Source organism: Streptomyces sp. NPDC091287, from assembly GCF_044768525.1.
Lineage (GTDB): Bacteria > Actinomycetota > Actinomycetes > Streptomycetales > Streptomycetaceae > Streptomyces.
In genome coordinates this window covers 1-19,682 of sequence record NZ_JBIVUV010000024.1, presented here as the reverse complement: position 1 = coordinate 19,682, position 19,682 = coordinate 1, and the positions used below count along the sequence as shown (strand labels likewise).

The window sequence follows — 19,682 nt, the reverse complement described above, 5'->3', positions numbered from 1 at the left end:
GGGATTTCATGTCGGCCGTGCTAGGACCGCATGTCTCCGCTCGCCCCGCCCCGGCCCTGCGGCCCGGGGGCGCCCTGGCGATGGTCGAGCGGAACCTCATGATCTACCGGCATACCTGGCTGCTCCTGGTGGCCGAGATCTTCGAGCCGGTGCTCTACCTTCTCGCCTTCGGCGTCGGCATCGGCGGGTTGGTCGGCAACGTGCCGGGGCTCGCCGACTCCGATGTTCCTTACGCGGAGTTCGTCGCTCCGGCGCTGCTCGCCACCACTGCGATGAACGGCGCGATGAACGAGACGACGTTCAACCTGTTCAACAAGCTCAAGACGAACCATACGTACGAGTCGATCCTGACGACGCCGATGACGGTGCGCAGCGTGGCGCTGGGCGAGGTGTGCTGGGCGCTGCTGCGCGGTGCCCTGGTGACGGCCGGTTTCCTCATCGCCGTGACCGTCTTCGGCCTGGTGCACAGTCCGCTGGTGCTCTTGGTGATACCAGGCGCACTGCTGGTCGGCTTCGCCTTCGCGGCGCTGGGCCTGGCGGTGGTGACCTATCTGCGGGACTGGCAGGACTTCCAGTACATCCAGTTGGCCATGCTGCCGATGTTCCTGTTCGCCACCACTTTCTACCCGCTGGACGTGTACCCCCGGCCGGTCCAGCTGCTGGTTCAGTGCCTGCCCCTCTACCAGAGCATCGAGCTGATCCGGCAGCCCTCGCTGGGCCACTTCGACACCGGGCTGCTGATCCCGGTCGTCTATCTGCTCGTGCTGGGCGGTCTCGCCCTCGCGCTCGCCTTCCGCCGGCTGGACCGGACGCTGCGCAGCTGAGTGCGCGGGCAGAAAAGCCGGTCAGGACGGTGGCGGCCAACCGCGAGATGCAGCGGATGGCCGCCACCGTCCTGACCGGCGGATCGCGCTCCGGCCCGCTGTCGTCGGCGGGCTCGCCGCCGGGAAACAGCTCGCCCCCGCTGATGTCCTCGATGCGATCGTCCGCGGGGACGCCGGCCTGGCCAATCGCCGTGCGTCCTGCCCACTTCTCCCGGCTCTCTCAGCGCGACGGCGCGGGCTCGCGCCTGTCCCCCTGCGTGGCGGGTGCCGTGGTGCCGGGGTGCTCCGGTTTCCCTCGCGGGAGTGCCTGGTACGCGGTCGGGGGCGGCCCGGAATTCAATCCGTGCCGCCCCCTCCCGTACCAACGCTTGTGGTCAGCGCCGCAGCCACACCGCCGTGTCGGACGGCAGCCGGCCATCGGCCTCCAACGGCCCACTCGCCAGCAACATCTCTTCGTGCACGGGCAGTTCGACGCTGCTGCCGCGTAGGTTCACCACGCACACCAGGCCGTCGGTACGGGCGAAGGCGAGCACACCGTCCTCGGCGGGCAGCCAGCTCATCGGGCCGTCGCCGAAGCCCGAGGTCTCGCGGCGCAGCCGCAGGGACGCGCGGTACAGGCTGAGCATCGAGGCGGGGTCGGCGTCCTGCCGGTCGACGGCGTACGACGGCCAGTCGGCGGGCTGGGGCAGCCAGGGCTCGGTGGTGGAGCCGAAGCCGCCGTACGGTTCGGCCGCCGCCCAGGGCAGCGGGACGCGGCAGCCGTCGCGGCCGGGGTCGGTGCCGCCGGAGCGGAAGTGCATCGGGTCCTCGATGCGGTCGAGGGGGATGTCCGCCTCGGGCAGGCCCAACTCCTCCCCCTGGTAGAGGTAGACCGAGCCGGGCAGGGCGAGCGTCAGCAGCGCTGCGGCGCGGGCGCGGCGGGTCCCGAGCTCCAGGTCGGCGGGGGTGCCGAAGGTCTTCGTGGCGAAGTCGAAGGCGGTGTCCGCTCGGCCGTAGCGGGTGACCGTGCGGGTCACGTCGTGGTTGCACAGGACCCAGGTGGCCGGGGCCTGGACGGGGGCGTGCTCGGCGAGGGTGTCGTCGATGGCACGGCGCAGGCGCTCGGGGTCCCAGGGGCAGGCGAGGAAGTTGAAGTTGAAGGCGGTGTGCAGTTCGTCGGGGCGCAGATAGCGGGCGAAGCGCTCGGAGTCGGGGAGCCAGACCTCGCCGACGAACACGGCGTTGTACTCGTCGGCTATCACCCGCCAGGAGCGGTAGATGTCGTGGATCTCGTCCTGGTCGAGGTACGGGTGCGGGTCGACGCCCTCGGTGAAGTCCGGCAGGTCGGGGTGTTTGGTGAGCAGGGCCGCGGAGTCGATACGGACGCCGGCGACGCCGCGCTCGAACCAGAACCGCAGGACGTCCTCGTGTTCGCGACGGACGGTGGGGTGGGACCAGTTGAGGTCGGGCTGTTCGGGGGCGAACAGGTGCAGATACCACTCGCCGTCGGGGACCCGGGTCCAGGTGTCGCCGGAGAACTGGGAGGGCCAGTTGTTCGGGGGGAGTTCACCGTTCTCGCCGCGCCCCGGACGGAAGTGGAAGAGCTCGCGCTCCGGGCTGCCGGGGCCGGCTTCGAGGGCGGCCCGGAACCAGACGTGCTGGTCGGAGATGTGGTTGGGGACGATGTCGACGATGGCCCTGATACCGCACTCGGCGGCTTCCACGATCAGCTTCTCGGCCTCCTCCAGGGTGCCGAAGGCCGGGTCGATGGTGCGGTAGTCGGCCACGTCGTACCCGCCGTCGACGAGCGGCGACGCATACCACGGGGTGAACCAGACGGCGTCCACGCCGAGTGCGGCGAGATACGGCAGATTCGCGCGGACCCCCGCGAGGTCCCCGGTGCCGTCGCCGTCCCCGTCCGCGAAGCTGCGGGGGTAGATCTGGTAGATGACGGCGTCTCGCCACCATGTATCGGTTCGGGAGGGGGGCACGGCTGCCACGTCAGGGTCCTTTCGGGCAGGTGGGGACTCCGCCGCCGGTCGCAGCGGGGCATGGATGAAGTGACCGGCGGCGGAGAGCATGTCGATGGTGGAGCGAAAAGGCGGTGCGGGGTGCGGATCAGCCCTTGAGACTCCCGGCGGTCAGGCCTGCCATGATGCTTCGCTGGAAGAAGAAGAACACGATGATCATCGGGATGCTCGCGATCACCAGACCCGCCATGATCTGGTTCTGTGTGACGGCTCCCGCGGTCTGCGAAAGCCCCACGCTGATCGTCATCTTCTCGCTGTCCGGCAGGACGAGCAGCGGCCAGACGAAGTCCTTGAAGACCAGGACGACGGTGAAGATGGAGACCACACCGAGGATGGGCCGCGAGATCGGCAGGATGATCGAGACCAGGACTCGCCACGGGGGTACGCCGTCGATCTCGGCCGCTTCGAGGATCTCATCGGGTATCGAGTCGAAGAACCGTTTGAGCAGGAAGATGTTGAAGCCGTTGGCGGCCACCGGGAACCAGATCGCCCAGGGCGTGTTGAGCAGTTGCCAGCCGAAGATCGGCACATCGGTGACCGTGATGTAGGCCGGAATCATCACGACGATCGGCGGGATCATCAAGGTGGCCAGCATCGCACCGAGGATCACATTGCCGAACATCGGGCGCAGCTTGGACAGCGCGTAGGCGGCGGTGACATCGACGGCGAGGGCGAAGAGCCAGGCGCCGACCGCGTAGAAGAGGGTGTTCTTCAGGAGCAGCCCGATGTCGAAGAGCTCCCAGGCGTCCGAGAACACCGAGAAGTCGGGGTTCTCGGGCCAGAGCGTGGGCGGCATCTGGGCTATCTCCTCGCCCGACTTCATCGCCCCGGTGACCATCCAGTACAGCGGAAAGACGAAGACCAGGGTGAAGACGAGCAGGATGGCCACGAGGACCGCCCAGTAAATGCGGCTGCCCCAGCGGGTCTTGAGCTCCAGGGGCGAGACGATGGTCCGGGCGTGACCGTCGGCCCAGGCGGCGCGGCGCCGCTCGGGTCTGCCGGGGGTCGGCGGCGGTGTCACCTTCCGGGTCTCTCCCGTCGTACCGGAGTGGGCTGCTGTGTGGACTGTGTTGGCCACGGGACTACCTCTTCTCGTCACGGGTCAGCCGGAGCTGCACCGCGGCGACCGCCAGGAGAACGAGCATGAGCATCAGGCCGAGCGCGCTGCCGGCCCCGTAGTTGCCGCCGTACACGAAGGCGTACTGGTACATGAGGTACGCGACGGTGACCGTCGCGTTCTCCGGTCCGCCGCCGGTGAGCATGTACGGCTCGATGAACACCTGCATCGTGGCGACGATCTGCAGCATCAGCATCAGGAGCAGGATCAGGCGGGTCTGTGGGACGGTGACGTTCCGGATCCGCTGGAAGATCCCGGCTCCGTCCAGCTCCGCGGCCTCGTACAGATCGCCGGGGATGTTCTGCAGGGCGGCGAGGTAGATCAGGACGCCGGACCCCATGTTCATCCAGGTGGAGACGATCACGAGGGAGATCAGTGCGGTGCTCGACGAGTCGAGCCAGGACAGGGCCGGCAGCCCGGCGAAGTCCAGGATCTGGTTGAAGAGGCCCGGTCCGGGATCGTAGAACCAGCGGAAGAGCAGCACCGAGACGATCGGCGGCAGCATCACCGGCAGATAGACCACGAAGCGCAAGTAGCCGCGGGCGTGCCGCAGTTCGTTGAGCACGATCGCCACCGCGAAGGGGATCACATAACCGCAGACCAGGGCGAGCAGGGTGAAGACGATGGTGTTCTTCCAGGCCTGTCCGAAGGCCGGGTCGTCCACCACCGTGCGGAAGTTGTCCAGGCCCACCCAGGTGGGCTCGTCGACGAGGTTGGTCTCCTGGAAGGAGAGGACGACCTGCCTGATGATCGGCCACCAGGCGAACATGGCGAAGCAGAACAGCGCGGCACACAGGAAGCCGTACGCGGTGATGTTGGCCTGAACTTTCCGTTTCCGCTTCGTCGCAGGCCTGCGACGCGGCTTCGACGGCCGCTTCGGTTCGATGGTGAGTGTTTCCATGGTGATCTCCCGTTCCCGCCTCTCCCGCCGACCCTGCTCGGGTGCCGCCCTCCCCTCCTGGGCGGCACCCGGGACAGTTGCCGTCAGCCCCTGGCCAGAATTCCGTTGGCCTTGGACTCGGCGTCCTTGAGCAGCTTGTCTATGTCCGCGTTCTCCCGGGTGAGGACCGCGGACATGGGCACGTCGAGCACCGCGTAGAGCTCCTGGGCCTTCGCCGGCTCCAGCTTGAGCTCGACGCCCTTGGAGGTGTTCACGTAGGGCTCGTAGTACTCGACCGGCAGGACGGCGTTCGCCTCCCGGTCGTCCGCGATTCTCTGACCGGTCGGGGAGTCACCCATGTAGTCGTTGTTGGGCACGCCGACGGCCTCGCCGTTGGCCTTGCCGCGGGCGTAGTCGTGCCGGCCCTTGCCCGGGGTGTTGAACTGGAAGTCGATCCACTGCATGGCCGCCTCGGTCTCGGCGGCGTTCGCCTTCGGATTGACCATGTAGGCCTCGCCGCCGGTCAGCGACGCCGACCCCTCGGGGATGCCGGTGATGCCGTAGTCGTCCTTCTTCCCCTGGAACTTCTGGACCACGTCGGTGACGACGTCCGGGGCTCCGAGCATCATGCCCGTCTTGCCGGCGGCCATCTGCTGCATCAGCGTCTCCCAGCCGATCAGCACCTTCTTGCCGACGCTGTCGTCCTTCCAGCGCATGTCGTGCAGCGTCTGCAGCACGGCCTTGCCCTCCGGGCTGTTGAACGCGGCCCTGCCGTCGACGGTCATCTCTCCGCCACGGCTGAAGATGGACTGCGCGAAGTGCCAGCCGCCGACGTTGCCGCCGCCGTACTCGCCGTAACCGACGTAGCCGTCGCCGAGGGCGGCGATCTTCTTCGCCGCCGCCCTGACCTCGTCCCACGTCTTCGGCGGGGTGTCGGGGTCGAGACCGGCGTCCTTGAACAGCTTGCGGTTGTAGACCAGGCCGACGCTGTAGCTCACGTTGGGGACGCCGTAGCTCTTGCCGTCCTTGGTGACCATGTCCTTGACGTCCTGCTTGATGTCGCCGTAGTTCTTCACGAGCTCGGTGACGTTCGTGATGTCCTTCGCCTGCTTCTTGGAGATCACGTCGGCGTAGTTGGTGACCGGCACCATGAACACCGTCTCCATCTGCCCGCCGGCCAGCTTCGCCGCAAAGGTCTTGGGGTCGAAGCACGGCTGCTGGTCGGTGCTCTTGACCTTGACACCCGGATGCGCCTTCTCGAACGCGGCGACGTCGTCGTTCCACGCCTCACGCTGCTTCGGTGCGGTCTTCGGTGGCTGACACGCCACGGTGATGGATACGCCTCCTGCCGCATCGGGCTCCGAGTCGCCGCCGCAGGCAGCGAGGCTCATGACGAGACCTGTGGTCAGGAAGATCGCAAGATTGCGGGACTTCATTACGGCTCCTCTGGGGTGACGCCCAAGCACTGCCTTGATCGGAGCGTCACGATAGAACGGCAAGCAGAGGTACGCAATATTCCGATCCAAATTTGCAAGATTACGACTGCATCACGCCCTTCTGGCCCTGCTGAGCCAGCAAGAGCTGCGCCCGGCCGGATTCCAGACACCCCTGGCGCGTTTCAGGCCTGGCGGGGGAAGATGGGCAGGTTCCTGCCTCGCGAGCGCGACCGGCACGCCCGCAGACCCGAGATCAGCCGGAGACGGCGTCCTGGCGGGCCTCGGGCCGAACGGGCAGACCGAGTGCATTTACCGGCACGTACGCGCAACTATCCTTGATGTTGCTGTAAATTACTAACAGTTCTTGCCCTGTCGGGGGCTTCCGGCGACCGACGGAACCGCGGACAGAGCACAGAAGGGGGCCACCCTCGGCGGCCGACTGGGAGCGCTCTCCACGCAGCTGCGTGGACCGCTCACCGGAGCACGGCCGCCGGGGCGAATGCGACGGATGGCCCAGGGGGCCGCGGTGACCTCGGGCGCGCTGTCGGACGCCCGGCCTACCGCGGCCTCACCCGCTTCCGCTGACGAAGGCTCTTCAGCAAGCCATCGCGTCACGTACGCAAGAACATGGCAATAGTTGCAGGACGTTTATCGTCCCGCGATGGGCGTGTCCGCCTCGGGGCGGCTGCGACCCGGGTTCCGGCTCGCCCGCCACAGTGGCGCTAGCGGGCGGCCGGCCGCACCGTGCCGAAGTCGATGGCGCGGTCGGCCTCGCGCAGGACCTCCTCGGCCACTCTGCGTACCTCGGCGGGCACGTCGCCGTGCTCCTCCACGAGGCCGGCGTAGATCGGTGCTTCGGTGCTGTCTGCGAAACTCATACGGTTCTTTCCCCGGCGGTCTGGTGCGAAAAGCCCCTGCCGGTCGGCGGAGGCGGGGGCGAGTGTACGTGCTGGGCGGCGGCGGTCGCGATTCCATTCCGGCGCGGGGACCCCGCCGCACCTGCTGGAACAGCGCATCGCCCCGTCGCCGAAGGGCGCGGGCAACGGCTCCGTCATCGCCTGCGACGGCCGGCGCCGAGGTGCCGCACGGGAAAGCCCGCGCGGGCGGCGAGCAAGGTCAGCTCGTCGGCACGGGCCGCCCGCAGGCCCACCACCGGATAGCAGTCGGACTCGATGTCGAGGACGGCCAGCGCCGCGCCGATCTCCCGGTAACGGCGGCCGCAGGCGTGCAGGAACTTCTCGGTCGGCAGGAGCGTCTCCTCGGCCTCGAAGAGCACCCACGGATCCACCGAGGGCCTCGATTCCAGCTTCCGCAGCCGGGCCCGGATCTCCTGCGCGTCCTCCTTCCAGTCGAACTCCGCGAGCAGACCGTGTGCGTCGAGCGCGTCGATGAGCGCGATCCAGGCGAGGTTGTCCACCGGCTCGTCGATCCCTCGCCCCGCCAGACGGTCCCCGAAGGCGCTCACGTACGCGTGCGGGCTGTCGTGGGCACGCAGCGCCTCCTCGGCCACGGCCGGGTGCGCGGGGGCGAGCAGTGAGGCGATCCCGGCCAGGGCCGTGCGGATCGCGTCGGCGTCGTGCGGGTCGGGCATGTCGTGCACTCCTCAAAAGGGGTGAGAGAGCGCCGGAAGGCGCGGGGTGGGACGGGAGGCGGGGCGCGGGGCCGGCACGTGCTCCAGGGGGCTGGGACGTGCTCTACGCCGTGTCCGCCGAGCGCCGCCGCCGGGCCTCCGGCAGGGGCCGGTGGCCCTCGGTCCACTCGTTGACCCAGCCGCAGCCCGAACAGGCGTACCGCCCGTCGAGACCCGCGATCAGGGTGCCGCAGCGCGCGCACCCGATGTAGGTGATCTCCGGGTGCTCCGTGGCCGCCTCGTCCGGGGAGCGCCGCTCGGGGCGGGGTGCGGCCGTCATCGTCGGGTGTCCGTTCCCGCGGCGGCCAGCAGAATGCGGGCGAGCTCGGCCGGCTGCGAGAACATCGGCCAGTGGCCAGTGTCCATCGTGACCAGCCGCCACCGCTCGCCCGCCAGGAGCTCGGCCACCTCGGGGCTCGGCTCGGGCCAGTCCAGCAGGCACTTGATGTACGTCGCGGGCAGCAGGCCCAGGGGGCGGGCCAGAACGGCGGGATCGGTGAGCGTGGCGCCGGGGTGGGGTGTCGAGCCGTCGAGGAACCGGGCGAGCTGTTCCTCGGTGAGGCCCTGGTCCGCGCAGTCGGCGGCGGCCGGCGGCGGCCAGAAGCCCCCGTTGGCGGCGATGGCGGCCTCGACGCCGGCCCGGCCGTCCGGCCAGCCGGAGACGAAGGACTCGCCGTCGGCCGGTACGTTGGAGTCGACGAACACGACGCGGGCGAGCCGGTCGCCGATCCGCTCGGCGGCCTGCCCGACCGGAATGCCCGCGTAGCTGTGGCCGACCAGCACCACGTCACGCAGGTCCAGACGCTCGACCGCGTCGACGATGTCCTGGACGTGGGTCGACTGCCCGGCCGCCGTTTCCTGTCTGTCCGCGAGGCCCGAAAGGGTCAGCGGGTGGACCCCGTGACCGGCCGCGCGCAGGCCGGGCTCCACGTCGCGCCACGCCCACGAGCCGAGCCAGGCCCCTGCCACCAGTACGAATTGCGTCATGCCAGCAACGTAGCGCAGGGGTACGACAGAGCCTCCCGGCCGCCGTTCCGTCAGCCGCCGTTCCGTCAGCCGTCGGCGCTTCGCTGTCTTCGCAGCACCGGAACGGGGCGTCGGAGCGCAGGCACACCACCCCTTTCGATCTGGGCCACTTACCGATCGAACAGGATGTGTTGTCGGCCGTTTCTGACTGCTTTTCGCTATGAACGGAGGCGGTGGGCCGCGGCGAGGCAGGATGTCCCCGTGATGGGCAACCTCCCCGTCGTGACGACCAGCTTCGTCGGACGCGACAACGAACTGGTCAGCGTCGAACGGGCACTTCGAGAGCATCGGCTGGTCACGCTCACCGGCCCCGGCGGGGTCGGCAAGAGCCGGCTCGCCCTGCGCACCGCCGAGCGTGCCCGGGACCGCTACGCCGACGGCGTCTGGTGGGCCGACCTCTCCCATCTGCACGACGAGCAACTGCTCGCCACCACGGTCTGCGACGGCGTCGGACTTCTGGACCACAGCCCCCGCCGGCCCGTGGCCGCGCTCGGTGAATGGCTGTCCGGTCGGCGGCTGCTCCTCGTTCTCGACTGCTGCGAGCGGATCGTCGGCCCCTGCGGGCAGCTCGTGACCGAACTGCTCGCCTCGGCCCCGGGGCTGACGGTCCTGACCACCAGCAGGGAGCCGTTGGGCGCGGCGGACGAGAAGTGCGTCGAGGTGCCCCCGCTCTCCGCGGGCGACGACGGTGACGAGGCCGTCCGGCTCTTCCACGAGCGCGCGGCCGCCGTCGCCCCGGCCCTCTCCCTCGACGACCCCGGGAGCGCGGCCGCCGTCGCCGAGATCTGCCGTCGGCTCGACGGCATACCGCTCGCCGTCGAACTTGCCTGCGCCCAGCTCCGCGAGAGCAGCGCGCAGGAGATCACCGGACGGCTGGCCTCCCGGATGGAGGAGCTCACCGACGACACCGTCTGGCCCCGCCGCCACCGGGCCCTGCGCACCACCATCGGCTGGAGCCACGAGCTCTGCGCACCTCTGGAGCGGCTGTTGTGGGCGAGGCTCTCCGTCTTCCGCGGCGTCATCACCACGCCGGACGCAGAGGCGGTGTGCGCGGGCGGGCCGCTGGACGCCGGGGCCATCGCCCCGGCCCTGGAACGTCTGGCCGACCAGTCCGTGCTCCGGCGGACGGGCGACGGCTACCGCATGCTGGACACGCTGCGTGAGTACGGGGCGATGTGGCTGGCCGAGCTGGCGGAGGACGCGCTCCTCGCGGACCGGCACGCCCGGCACTTCGCCCATGTCGCCGTCCAGGCGTACGCGGGCTGGCTCGGGCCGTCGCAGGTCCTCTGGTACCACCGGATCGCCGACACCCACGCGGACCTGTGCGCGGCCCTGGACCATCTGCTGGCCGAGGATCCTGAGATGGCGATGGAGATGGCCGGGTGCGCGGGCCTCTTCTGGAGCTGCTGCGGCCATCTGCACCAGGCCCGTACGTATCTGGAGCGGGTGCTGGCCCTGCCGCTCTCCGCCGGTCCTCACCGCACCCGGGCGCTGTGGGCCCTGGGCATCACGCTGACCCTGCAGGGCGACCACGAGGCGGCCCGCCGCACCGGCGAGGAGTGCCGGCAGGCCGCACACCGCGACGAGGACCCGGAGGCGGTGCTGCTCGCGGCCCACTCCATGAGCTTCACGTATCTGATGATGGGCCGGCCGCTCACCGCGTACGCCGTCAGTGACCGCGCGCTGAGCCACCACGACGGCGACCCCGCCGACGCCCCCTCGCAGCTGCGTTGCCGGGTGATACGCCTGTTCGCCCTGTCCGCGCTCGGCCGGCTCGACGAGGCGTACGAGGAGGCCATGCGGCTCCAGCGGATCAGCCTGCGGTTCGGCGAGCACTGGGCACGGGCGTACGCCGATCACCAACTCGCCCTCATCCACCTACTCCAGGGCCGCCCCCGTCATGCCGAGAGCCACGCGCGCGCGATGCTCGCCAGCAAGCACGAGCTCCACGACAGCCTCGGCATAGCGCTCGGCCTCGATCTGCTCGCCGGATCCATCGCCGCGCAGGGGAACGGAGTGGCCGCGGCCCGTGCCTCCGGTACCGGACACGCGTACTGGCGCATGCTCGGCCACCCGCACCGGGGCACCCCGGAGCTCGGGGCGATCCGCGAGCAGTGGGAGCTCCGGGCCCGGCAGGCCGCGGGCGACTCGGCGTACGAGCGGGCCTACCGGCGCGCCTCGGCCGACGACGCCGAACGCGGCCTGGCCCACGCGCTGGAGCGCGGACATCCCGGATAGCCCGAGCCGCCCGGACGCCGGGCACCGGATGCGGCCGCTGGACACCGAACACCCCGACGGGACACCACTTAGCATCCCCGTATGACGTCCATCAACAGGCTCCGTCCCGATCACGCCGAGGCTCTGCTCGCCTTCGAGCGCGAGAACCGGGCCTACTTCGCCGCGTCCATTCCCGACCGGGGCGACGACTACTTCGCCGCGTTCGCCGAACGGCACCGTGAGCTGCTCGCCGAGCAGGACGCGGGGCTGCTCCACTTCCACGTCATCGAGGACGACGACGGCGGCGTCCTGGGCCGGATCAACCTCGTCGAGGTGCGGGAGGGTTCGGCCGAGCTGGGCTATCGAATAGCGGAGAAGGCCGCGGGGCGGGGGCTGGCCACCTGGGCGGTCCAGCAGGTCTGCGTCCTGGCGGTCCGGGAGTACGGCCTCACCGCGCTGCGGGCGGAGACGACGCTGGACAACACGGGATCGCGCGCGGTGCTGGCGCGCTCAGGGTTCGAGCCGCTGGAGGACGTCATGTTCGGCGACCGTCCCGGGCGGCGGTACGTCCTGGACCTGAGCGGGGGCGCTCCCCCGGCCCACTGAGCGGCACGGCTGAAGGAGACGGGGGCGGGGAGCGGTCGGGTGACCGATGCGCGGTGCCGGCGGTGTGGCGGGGATCGGCCGGATGGTCCACCTCGGGGGCAAGCCCCGTCCGGCCGCCCGATGCTGGGGCTCGCGGGAGCGGACGCCACCGCTCCGCCCGACTCCCATCGCCTTCAGGAGGCCCCCGTGCCCGTACGTTCTCGTCCTGACGCCCCGCTCCCCCGCCCCCGTAGTCGGTCCCGGCGGCGAAGAGCCGTCGTCGCGGCCCTGGCGGCCGCATCGCTCGCCGGGCTGATGTCCGGCCCGGCCCATGCGGGTGGGGACGGGGGCGACGGCCCGCACGGGCCGGTCGACCCCGAGCTGCGGCGGGGGCTCCAGGCGCTCGTGGACACTCCGGGAGGGCCGCCCGGCGCCATCGCCGTCCTCACGGCGGGCGGCCGGAGCGAGGTGTACCGGGCGGGTACGTCGCAGCTCGGCACCGGGCGTCCGCCCAGGACCACCGACCACATGCGGATCGCCAGCACGGCGAAGGCCTTCAGCGGCTCGGTCGCCCTGCAGCTGGCCGAGCGGGGCGCGCTCGGCCTGGACGACACCCTCGGTCGACGGTTGCCCCGGCTCCCCGCCGCCTGGCACCGGGTGACGCTGCGCCAGCTCCTGAACCACACCAGCGGGCTGCCCGACTACACCGAGGCCCCGGCCTTCATCGCCGAGCTGACGGCCGACCCCCGTCGGCGCTTCGACTCCCGTCGGCTGCTGGACTACGTCGCCGGGGACCCCCTGCGGTTCCGGCCGGGCTCGGCGTACCACTACTCCAACTCCGACAACATCGCCGTGGCGCTGATGGCCGAGGCGGCTACGGGACAGCGGTACGAGAAGCTCCTCGCCGAGCTCGTGTACCGGCCGCTCGGCCTGCGCGACACCAGCCTCCCGCAGGGCTACCGGCTGCCCGAGCCCTATCTGCACGGCTACGCGGTGGACCCGCCGGACGCACCCGAGGACGTCAGCACGGTGCTCGGCGCGTCGGGCGTGTGGGCGTCGGGCGGCATCGTCTCCACACCCCGGGATCTGGGAGCCTTCATCCGCGGCTACGCCGGGGGGCTGGGCCTCGGCCCCGAGGTCCGACGGCAGCAGCTGTCCTTCGTGGAAGGCAGCTCCGAACCGGCCGGCCCGGGGCGCAACAGGGCCGGTCTCGCGGTGTTCTCGTACACGACGCGCTGCGGCACCGTGTACGGCCACACCGGCAACTTCCCCGGCTACACGCAGTTCGCCGCGGGGACCAAGGACGGCAAGCGGTCGCTGACCGTCTCCCTCACCTCCCAGGTGAACAGCTCGACGAACCCCCGGCTGCTGGCCAGGCTACGCGAGCTCCAGGAAGACTTCGTCTGCCGGCTGCTCGACCGCCGGAAGCCTGGCGGAGCGTACTAGGGCGTGTTTCGAAAGTAGCGCCGTCCGCCCGGAGGGCGGGCTCGGCGGCGTCTGGTGCGTGCGATCGCAAGGCGGAGGGTCGCCCCGATACTGGATGTATCGGGGTGATCCCGACAACGCGGCGAGGGATGGGGTCTCCCCTGCTCGAGCGAAGCCGAGAGCTTGGGGAAGTGCCAGGCGTCGCCGAGCAGGCGGGACTTTCGAAACACGCCCTAGAAGGCGGGAAGGGGTACGCCGGGCGTCCGGCGTACCCCTTCGCGGGTCGGGCGGGGCGGCGGTCAGTCGTTGTCGGTCTCCTCGCGGACGATGGTGTCGTTCTTGGCGTCCACGTCGAAGGTCGTCTTCTTCCAGTCCGAGCCGACCACGTCGACCTGCCAGACGACACTGTTGCCCTCGTTGTCGTCGAGGCCGACGGAGGTGACCGTCCCCTTCTTCTTGTCGGTGGCGACCTTGGCGGCCTGCTGCGGGGTCTGGGTGGCCTGGGCGAGCCGGTCGGCCGTCTGCTTCTTGTCGTCCGCGTCCTGATCAGCGTCGACACGGGCCTCGATCACCTTGCCGTCGACCGCGTTGATCCGGACGGTGTGGACCGTGCCGTCCTTCTCCGCGACCTCCGCGACCCAGACCGGGCCCTCGGAGCCCGGGCTCGCGCTCGGGCTGGACGTGCCGGTTCCGCTCGGGCTCGCGGAGCCGGTCGGGCTGGCCGAACCGGTCGGACTGGCGGAACCCGTGGGGCTGCCGGATCCCGTCGGGCTGGGGCTCTGGTCGTTGTCGTCGTCGTCCACACCCTCCAGGTCCAGGTCGACCAGCTTGCCGCCGGCCACCTCGCCGGCGGCGGTGGTGGCGGCGTCGTCGAAGGTGACCTTCGTGGCGTCGAGCACCTTCTTGCGCTCCTGCTGGTCCTCGGTCAGCTGGGCACTGGCCGAGGGCGACGTCGTCTGCTTCTGCGGGAGGACCTTCGCGGCTTCGGAGGTGGCCGCGCTCGTCGCGCTGTCCGAGCTCTGACCGCATCCGGTCATCAGAACGGCCGTGGCGGCGGCCATGCCGAGGGCGCCGACCGTCTTGAGGGTGCGGGAACGGGAGGAGGCACTGTTCATTCGTCGAGGCTCAAGTCTCATGCACGCATGCCTAGCCCTCCGGGCCATCGGTCATGTTGTCCAACCGGGGAGTCACCCGATCGACCGGACGGGTCCGCCCGTTGGCCGTCGCTCCCCGGGCGGTGGACGCCGGGGTGCGAAACAATGGCGGCAGGGCCGTATTCTCCGCGCCCGGCCCGGAGGCCGTCATGGATCACATGGTGCACACCGAGCGTTACGAGCTCATCTTCCAGCTGTCCGGAGCCGCGGACGACGTGGTCCGCGTGCGGCTCACCGACCGGCTGGGGGCCGGCGGATTCCCGGTGTACGAGGACGAGACGGGGATCGTACGCGCCGAGATCAGCGACCGGGGCGAGGTCCGCATGCTGGCCAGCGGCGGCCACCAGGTCCCCGGCACTCCCCTGCTGGCCCGCCCCCTGAGCGAGGACACACCCCGAACGCCGTGACCGAACCCGCGGGGCGGGGCGCACCACGCACGGTGCGCCCCGCCCTGCTGTGCGCGCATGCCCGCACGCGAGCTCGCCCTTCCGTTCATGCCCGCCCTTCGCCCGATTGTGTTTACATTCCCGCACCTCGGACGTAACCTGAGCGCGAAACCACAGACTCGGGCATGAAACGGAAACGAAACCACATGTACGCACCGGAGCGTCAGCAGGAGATCCTCCGCCTCGCCCAGGAGAGCGGGCGGGTCGACGTGCTGTCCCTGGCCGAGGAGTTCCAGGTGACTGCCGAGACCGTCCGGCGCGACCTCAAGACCCTGGACCGGGCGGGGCTGCTGCGCCGGGTGCACGGTGGGGCGATCCCCGTCGGGCGGCTCGACTTCGAGCCCGACCTCGCCGAACGCGACGTCGTCGCCGCCGACGAGAAGGACCGCATCGCCCAGGCCGCCCTCGCCGAACTGCCCGCCGACGGCAATGTGATCGTGGACGCCGGGACGACGACCGCACGGCTCGCCGCCGCCGTACCGGTCGACGCGACGCTGACCGTGGTGACGCATGCCCTGCCGGTGGCCGCCCGTCTCGCCGACCACCCCGGCATCGCGCTGCATCTGGTGGGCGGCCGGGTCCGGCACCGCACCCGCGCGGCGGTCGACGCCTGGGCGCTGGGTTCGTACGCCGAGATCAACGCCGACGTGGTCTTCCTCGCCACCAACGGCTTCTCCCCCGACAGCGGCCTGACCACGCCCGACCTCGCCGAGGCCGCGGTGAAGCGGGCCGTGATCAAGGCGGCCCGCCGGGTCGTCCTGCTCGCCGACTCCGGCAAGTTCGGGCAGGAGCACTTCGCCCGCTTCGGCGATCTCACCGATGTGGACCTGCTCATCACCGACACGGGCCTCAGCCCCGACGACGCCCGCTCCATCGAGAGCCGGGGCACGGAAGTAGTACGCGCATGATCCTCACCGTCACCCCCAACCCCAGCCTGGACCGCACCTACGAGCTGCCCGGGCTGACCCGCGGCACCGTACTGCGTGCCACGGCGGACCGCGTCGATCCGGGCGGGAAGGGAGTCAACGTCTCCCGCGCGGTCGCGGCGGCCGGACACCGCACCCTCGCCGTCGCCCCGCTGGGCGGCCCGGAGGGCGCCCTGCTCAACCGGCTGCTCGGCGACCTGGGCATCGAGGCGGTCGGCGTACCCATCGCCGGGAACACCCGGATCAACGTCACGCTCGTCGAACCCGACGGCACCCTCACCAAGGTCAACGCGGCCGGCCCCGAGCTGAGTCATGCCGAGGCGGAGGCCGTCCTGGAAGCAGTACGGGTCCACTCTGCCGCCGCCGACTGGGTCGCCTGCTGCGGGAGCCTGCCGCGCGGACTGCCGCCGCAGTGGTACGCGGAGCTGGTCGAGCGGAGCCACCGGGCCGGCGCGCGGATCGCGCTGGACACCTCCGGAGCGGCGCTGACCGCCGCCCTGGACCGGGAGCCCGACGTGATCAAGCCCAATGCCCAGGAGCTCGCCGAGGCCGTCGGCCGGCCGCTCGCCACGGTGGGCGACGCGCTGAAGGCCGCCGAGGAACTGCGGGAGCGCGGGGCCAGGTCGGTGCTGGCGAGTCTGGGCGCCGACGGACAGTTGCTGGCCGAGGCGTCGGGCGCGTACTTCGCCACCGCGCCGGTCGCCGCCGTGCGCAGCAATGTCGGCGCCGGGGACGCCTCTCTCGCCGGCTTCCTGGCAGCGGGCGGGCAGGGCCGGGAAGCTCTCACCTCGGCCGTCGCCCACGGTGCCGCGGCCGTGCAGTTGGCCGGAAGCCTCATGCCCACCCCGGCCGACCTCGATCTGCCGTCGGTCGTGACGACCTCCGACGTGCCGCTGGACCGCGCGCTGACGGAGCCCGCCCCATGACCCACGCACGGCCATCACCTACCCCCGTACCGCCATCGCCGCCGCGATTCCCGCAACTCCCGTACGGACCCCACCCGTACGAGCCCGCCGCCCCGTCCCCCCGAGCCGCCGCACGGCGGTCCCCGAGCAAGGAGCACCGCGATGAGTGAGCTGATCACCGCGGAACTGGTCGACCTCGATCTGTCCGCCACGACGAAGGACGCCGCCGCGAGGTCGCTCGCCGAGCGCATGGTGGCCGCGCACCGCGTCACCGATCTCGAAGGCTTCCTGGCCGACGTCGCCGCCCGCGAGGCGCAGATGCCGACCGGCCTCGACGGCGGCATCGGCATCCCGCACTGCCGCAGCGAACATGTGAGCGCCCCGACGCTGGCCTTCGGGCGCAGCGGGGCGGGCATCGACTTCGGGGCGGCCGACGGTCCAGCCGATCTGGTCTTCCTCATCGCGGCCCCCGCCGGGGCCGACGACGACCACCTCACCATCCTGTCGGGCCTGGCCCGCAGGCTGATGGACGCGGAGTTCACCGCCGCCCTGCGCGCCGGAACGGATCCGCGGGCGGTGGCCGCGCTGATCCGGGGCGAGGAGCCGCAGGAGGAGAGCCAGGAGCAGCAACAGGCGAAGACAGAGACGGCGACGGAAGCCGCAGTAGCCGCAGTAGCCGCCGGGAGCGCCCCCTTCCGGATCGTCGCCGTCACCTCCTGCCCCACCGGCATCGCCCACACCTACATGGCGGCCGAGTCCCTGGCCGCGGCGGGCCGCGCCGAGGGGGTCGAGGTGACCGTGGAGACCCAGGGTTCGGCCGGCTTCAAGAAGCTGGACCCCGCCGTCGTCGCGGCGGCGGATGCCGTGATCTGGGCGCACGACGTGGAGGTCCGGGAGAAGTCCCGCTTCCGCGGCAAGCCGCTGGTCGACGTCGGGGTCAAGGCGGGTATCAACCGGCCCGCCGAGCTGATCGCCGAGGCCCGCCGCAAGGCGGAACGCGGGGAGATCGCCGCCGCGCCCGAACCCGGCAGGGCGGCCGGCTCCGGGAACGGAGATCTGGACGGGGACGGGGCCGGGTCCGCTGCGGATCACGCGCACTTCGGCGTCCGGCTCCGTACGTATCTGATGTCCGGCGTGAGCTACATGGTGCCGTTCGTCGCGGCGGGCGGTCTTCTGATCGCTTTGTCGTTCGCCATCGGCGGCTACGAGATAGCAAGCGCCAAGTCGGTCGCCGACCACTTCGTCTGGGGCGAGGCGGACAGCTGGGCCGCGCTGCTCAACCAGATCGGCTCGGCGGCCTTCGGGTTCCTGGTCCCGGTGCTGGCCGGGTACATCGCGTACGGGATGGCGGACCGGCCGGCGCTGGTGCCCGGGTTCGTCGGCGGGGCCATCGCGCTCACGGTGAACGCCGGATTCCTCGGCGGTCTGGTCGCCGGTCTGCTGGCCGGTGCGGTGGTGATGGCCATCCAGCGGGTCCCGGTCCACGCGACCCTGCGCGGCATCATGCCGGTCCTGGTGATCCCCCTGATCGCGTCGGCGACCGTGGGGTTCCTGATGTTCATCGTGGTCGGCAAGCCCATCGCCTCACTGCAGAACGCGCTCACGGACTGGCTGAACGGACTGTCGGGCTCCAACGCGGTGATCCTCGGCGTCGTCCTCGGGCTGATGATGTGCTTCGACATGGGTGGCCCGCTGAACAAGGTGGCGTACGCCTTCGCGGTCGGCGGTCTCGCCGACCCGACGCCGGGCAGCCTCAAGGTGATGGCCGCGGTCATGGCGGCCGGGATGGTGCCGCCGCTGGCGATGGCACTGGCCACCACCGTGCGCAAGAGGCTGTTCACGAAGACCGAGCGGGAGAACGGCCGGGCGGCCTGGGTGCTGGGCGCCTCGTTCATTACGGAGGGCGCGATCCCGTTCGCCGCCGCCGATCCGCTGCGCGTCATTCCGTCGGTGATGGCGGGCGGCGCGGTCACCGGCGCCCTGTCGATGGCCTTCGGCGCGACCCTGCGCGCTCCGCACGGCGGCGTCTTCGTCGTCCCCCTGATCGGCGAGCCGTTCCTCTACCTGCTCGCCATCGCCGCCGGGACGCTGGTGGCGACCGCGCTCGTCGTCCTGCTCAAGGGCGCCCGCAGGACGGCGCCGGAGGCGGCCGGGGACGCGGGCCCCGAGGACTCCCGGGTCACCGTCGCCGCCTGAACCCCGCGCACACGCCCCCTCCCATACATCCCTTCCCGAGGAGTGATCCATGCATCAGCAGACGGTCGCCATAGCCTCCCGCAGTGGACTCCACGCCCGTCCGGCGTCGCTGTTCGTCAAGGCCGCCGCCCGTCAGCCGGTCAAGGTGACCATCGCCCGTGAGGGCCGCGACCCGGTCGATGCCCGCAGCATGCTCGCGGTGCTGGCCCTGGCCGCCCCGCACGGGGAGAGCGTGGTGCTCAGCGCCGAGGGCGACGGGGCGCGGGCGGCGGTCGAGGAGCTGGCCGCACTCCTCGCGCGGGATCTCGACGCCACCTGACCTCCGGCCGACCGGTGCGATACGTACCACCGGCGACGGCCGGGCCGTTAGATTGGGACACGTGATCGAGACGTGGAACGCCGCCGACCCGGCCGTCCTGGCCCTTCCCTCGGGGCGGCTCGTACGCGGCCGGGGACTGCGCAAGCCCTTGCCGGCAGGCCCCGAACCGGACTTCGCCGTATACCTCCTCGGGCGTACCCCGCCCCCGGTCGCCTGGGAGTCCCGGTGGCTGCGGTGGCCGGACTTCCGGCTCCCGGCGGACCGCGCGACGGCACGGGAACTCCTCCACGAGGTGTGGGACCGGTCCGCCGGGATGCGGGTCGAGATGGCGTGCGGCGGCGGGATGGGCCGCACCGGCACGGCGCTGGCCTGCCTGGCCGTCCTGGACGGGGTCCCCGCCGACGAGGCGGTGGCGTTCGTGCGCGACGGCTATCACCCGCGGGCGGTGGAGACGCCCTGGCAGCGCCGTTACGTACGGAATTTCGCGCAGCGCTAGGGCCTGTCTGACAATTCCCGTCGTCGCCCGCAGGGCGGCCGCGCGGCGTCAGGTGCGCGCTCTCGGCGTGCCGGCCCCAGGCCCTCGTACT

General features: G+C 71.1%; 19 protein-coding genes. 10 read left to right on the top strand and 9 right to left on the bottom strand.

Going from position 1 to position 19,682, the window contains the following annotated elements:
* Positions 1–17: 17 nt before the first annotated feature.
* A complete protein-coding gene (locus tag ACIQRW_RS32950; RefSeq protein WP_403767476.1) occupies positions 18–824 on the top strand; it encodes an ABC transporter permease in 807 nt (268 codons plus the stop codon).
* A 374-nt stretch (positions 825–1,198) separates the two neighbouring features.
* Here the strand turns inward: ACIQRW_RS32950 and ACIQRW_RS32945 are convergent, their stop codons facing one another.
* The 8 genes from ACIQRW_RS32945 to ACIQRW_RS32910 form a co-directional block, all read right to left on the bottom strand.
* Positions 1,199–2,803: an alpha-amylase family glycosyl hydrolase gene (locus ACIQRW_RS32945; RefSeq protein ID WP_403767473.1), complete on the bottom strand. Its 1,605-nt coding sequence runs from the start codon at positions 2,801–2,803 to the stop codon at positions 1,199–1,201.
* 118 nt (positions 2,804–2,921) lie between these two features.
* Entirely contained in the window at positions 2,922–3,782 is an 861-nt protein-coding gene (locus ACIQRW_RS32940; RefSeq protein WP_403767722.1) for a carbohydrate ABC transporter permease, read from the bottom strand.
* A gap of 133 nt (positions 3,783–3,915) precedes the next feature.
* Complete coding sequence (locus ACIQRW_RS32935; RefSeq protein WP_403767470.1) at positions 3,916–4,851, bottom strand: carbohydrate ABC transporter permease; 936 nt, start codon at positions 4,849–4,851, stop codon at positions 3,916–3,918.
* An 83-nt stretch (positions 4,852–4,934) separates the two neighbouring features.
* Positions 4,935–6,266: an ABC transporter substrate-binding protein gene (locus ACIQRW_RS32930; RefSeq protein WP_403767467.1), complete on the bottom strand. Its 1,332-nt coding sequence runs from the start codon at positions 6,264–6,266 to the stop codon at positions 4,935–4,937.
* A 722-nt stretch (positions 6,267–6,988) separates the two neighbouring features.
* Positions 6,989–7,144 (bottom strand): hypothetical protein, encoded by a 156-nt coding sequence (locus tag ACIQRW_RS32925; RefSeq protein WP_403767464.1) that lies wholly within the window; start codon positions 7,142–7,144, stop codon positions 6,989–6,991.
* Between the two features lie 173 nt (positions 7,145–7,317).
* Positions 7,318–7,857: a DUF6630 family protein gene (locus tag ACIQRW_RS32920; protein ID WP_403767461.1), complete on the bottom strand. Its 540-nt coding sequence runs from the start codon at positions 7,855–7,857 to the stop codon at positions 7,318–7,320.
* A 103-nt stretch (positions 7,858–7,960) separates the two neighbouring features.
* Positions 7,961–8,176, bottom strand: coding sequence for a hypothetical protein (locus ACIQRW_RS32915; RefSeq protein WP_403767458.1), 216 nt, complete (start codon positions 8,174–8,176; stop codon positions 7,961–7,963).
* Positions 8,173–8,883 (bottom strand): alpha/beta fold hydrolase, encoded by a 711-nt coding sequence (locus ACIQRW_RS32910; RefSeq protein WP_403767455.1) that lies wholly within the window; start codon positions 8,881–8,883, stop codon positions 8,173–8,175. Before ACIQRW_RS32910 ends, ACIQRW_RS32915 begins: the two co-directional genes overlap by 4 nt.
* A gap of 243 nt (positions 8,884–9,126) precedes the next feature.
* On the opposite strand from ACIQRW_RS32910, the gene ACIQRW_RS32905 reads away from it, so the two are divergent.
* The 3 genes from ACIQRW_RS32905 to ACIQRW_RS32895 all read left to right on the top strand — a co-directional run bounded on the left by ACIQRW_RS32905 (position 9,127) and on the right by ACIQRW_RS32895 (position 13,170).
* Complete coding sequence (locus tag ACIQRW_RS32905; RefSeq protein WP_403767720.1) at positions 9,127–11,160, top strand: ATP-binding protein; 2,034 nt, start codon at positions 9,127–9,129, stop codon at positions 11,158–11,160.
* Positions 11,161–11,241: 81 nt separating this feature from the next.
* Positions 11,242–11,745 carry a GNAT family N-acetyltransferase gene (locus tag ACIQRW_RS32900; RefSeq protein WP_361870193.1) on the top strand — a complete coding sequence of 168 codons (504 nt, stop codon included), beginning with the start codon at positions 11,242–11,244 and terminating at the stop codon, positions 11,743–11,745.
* 120 nt (positions 11,746–11,865) lie between these two features.
* On the top strand, positions 11,866–13,170 hold the full coding sequence (locus ACIQRW_RS32895) for a serine hydrolase domain-containing protein (RefSeq protein ID WP_403767452.1): 1,305 nt from the start codon (positions 11,866–11,868) through the stop codon (positions 13,168–13,170).
* Positions 13,171–13,448: 278 nt separating this feature from the next.
* Here ACIQRW_RS32895 and ACIQRW_RS32890 read toward each other — a convergent pair whose 3' ends face one another.
* Entirely contained in the window at positions 13,449–14,264 is an 816-nt protein-coding gene (locus ACIQRW_RS32890; protein WP_403767450.1) for a PepSY domain-containing protein, read from the bottom strand.
* 197 nt (positions 14,265–14,461) lie between these two features.
* On the opposite strand from ACIQRW_RS32890, the gene ACIQRW_RS32885 reads away from it, so the two are divergent.
* From ACIQRW_RS32885 to ACIQRW_RS32860, 6 genes are all read left to right on the top strand, one after another.
* Positions 14,462–14,710 (top strand): DUF6296 family protein, encoded by a 249-nt coding sequence (locus ACIQRW_RS32885; RefSeq protein ID WP_403767718.1) that lies wholly within the window; start codon positions 14,462–14,464, stop codon positions 14,708–14,710.
* Positions 14,711–14,895: 185 nt separating this feature from the next.
* Positions 14,896–15,657 (top strand): DeoR/GlpR family DNA-binding transcription regulator, encoded by a 762-nt coding sequence (locus tag ACIQRW_RS32880; protein ID WP_403767715.1) that lies wholly within the window; start codon positions 14,896–14,898, stop codon positions 15,655–15,657.
* Positions 15,654–16,601, top strand: coding sequence for a 1-phosphofructokinase (gene pfkB, locus ACIQRW_RS32875; RefSeq protein WP_403767448.1), 948 nt, complete (start codon positions 15,654–15,656; stop codon positions 16,599–16,601). The genes ACIQRW_RS32880 and pfkB overlap by 4 nt, the downstream gene beginning before the upstream one ends.
* A gap of 141 nt (positions 16,602–16,742) precedes the next feature.
* Entirely contained in the window at positions 16,743–18,776 is a 2,034-nt protein-coding gene (locus ACIQRW_RS32870; RefSeq protein WP_403767445.1) for a fructose-specific PTS transporter subunit EIIC, read from the top strand.
* Positions 18,777–18,825: 49 nt separating this feature from the next.
* Complete coding sequence (locus tag ACIQRW_RS32865; RefSeq protein WP_403767442.1) at positions 18,826–19,095, top strand: HPr family phosphocarrier protein; 270 nt, start codon at positions 18,826–18,828, stop codon at positions 19,093–19,095.
* Between the two features lie 61 nt (positions 19,096–19,156).
* A complete protein-coding gene (locus ACIQRW_RS32860) occupies positions 19,157–19,591 on the top strand; it encodes a protein-tyrosine phosphatase family protein (RefSeq protein WP_403767439.1) in 435 nt (144 codons plus the stop codon).
* Positions 19,592–19,682: the final 91 nt, after the last annotated feature.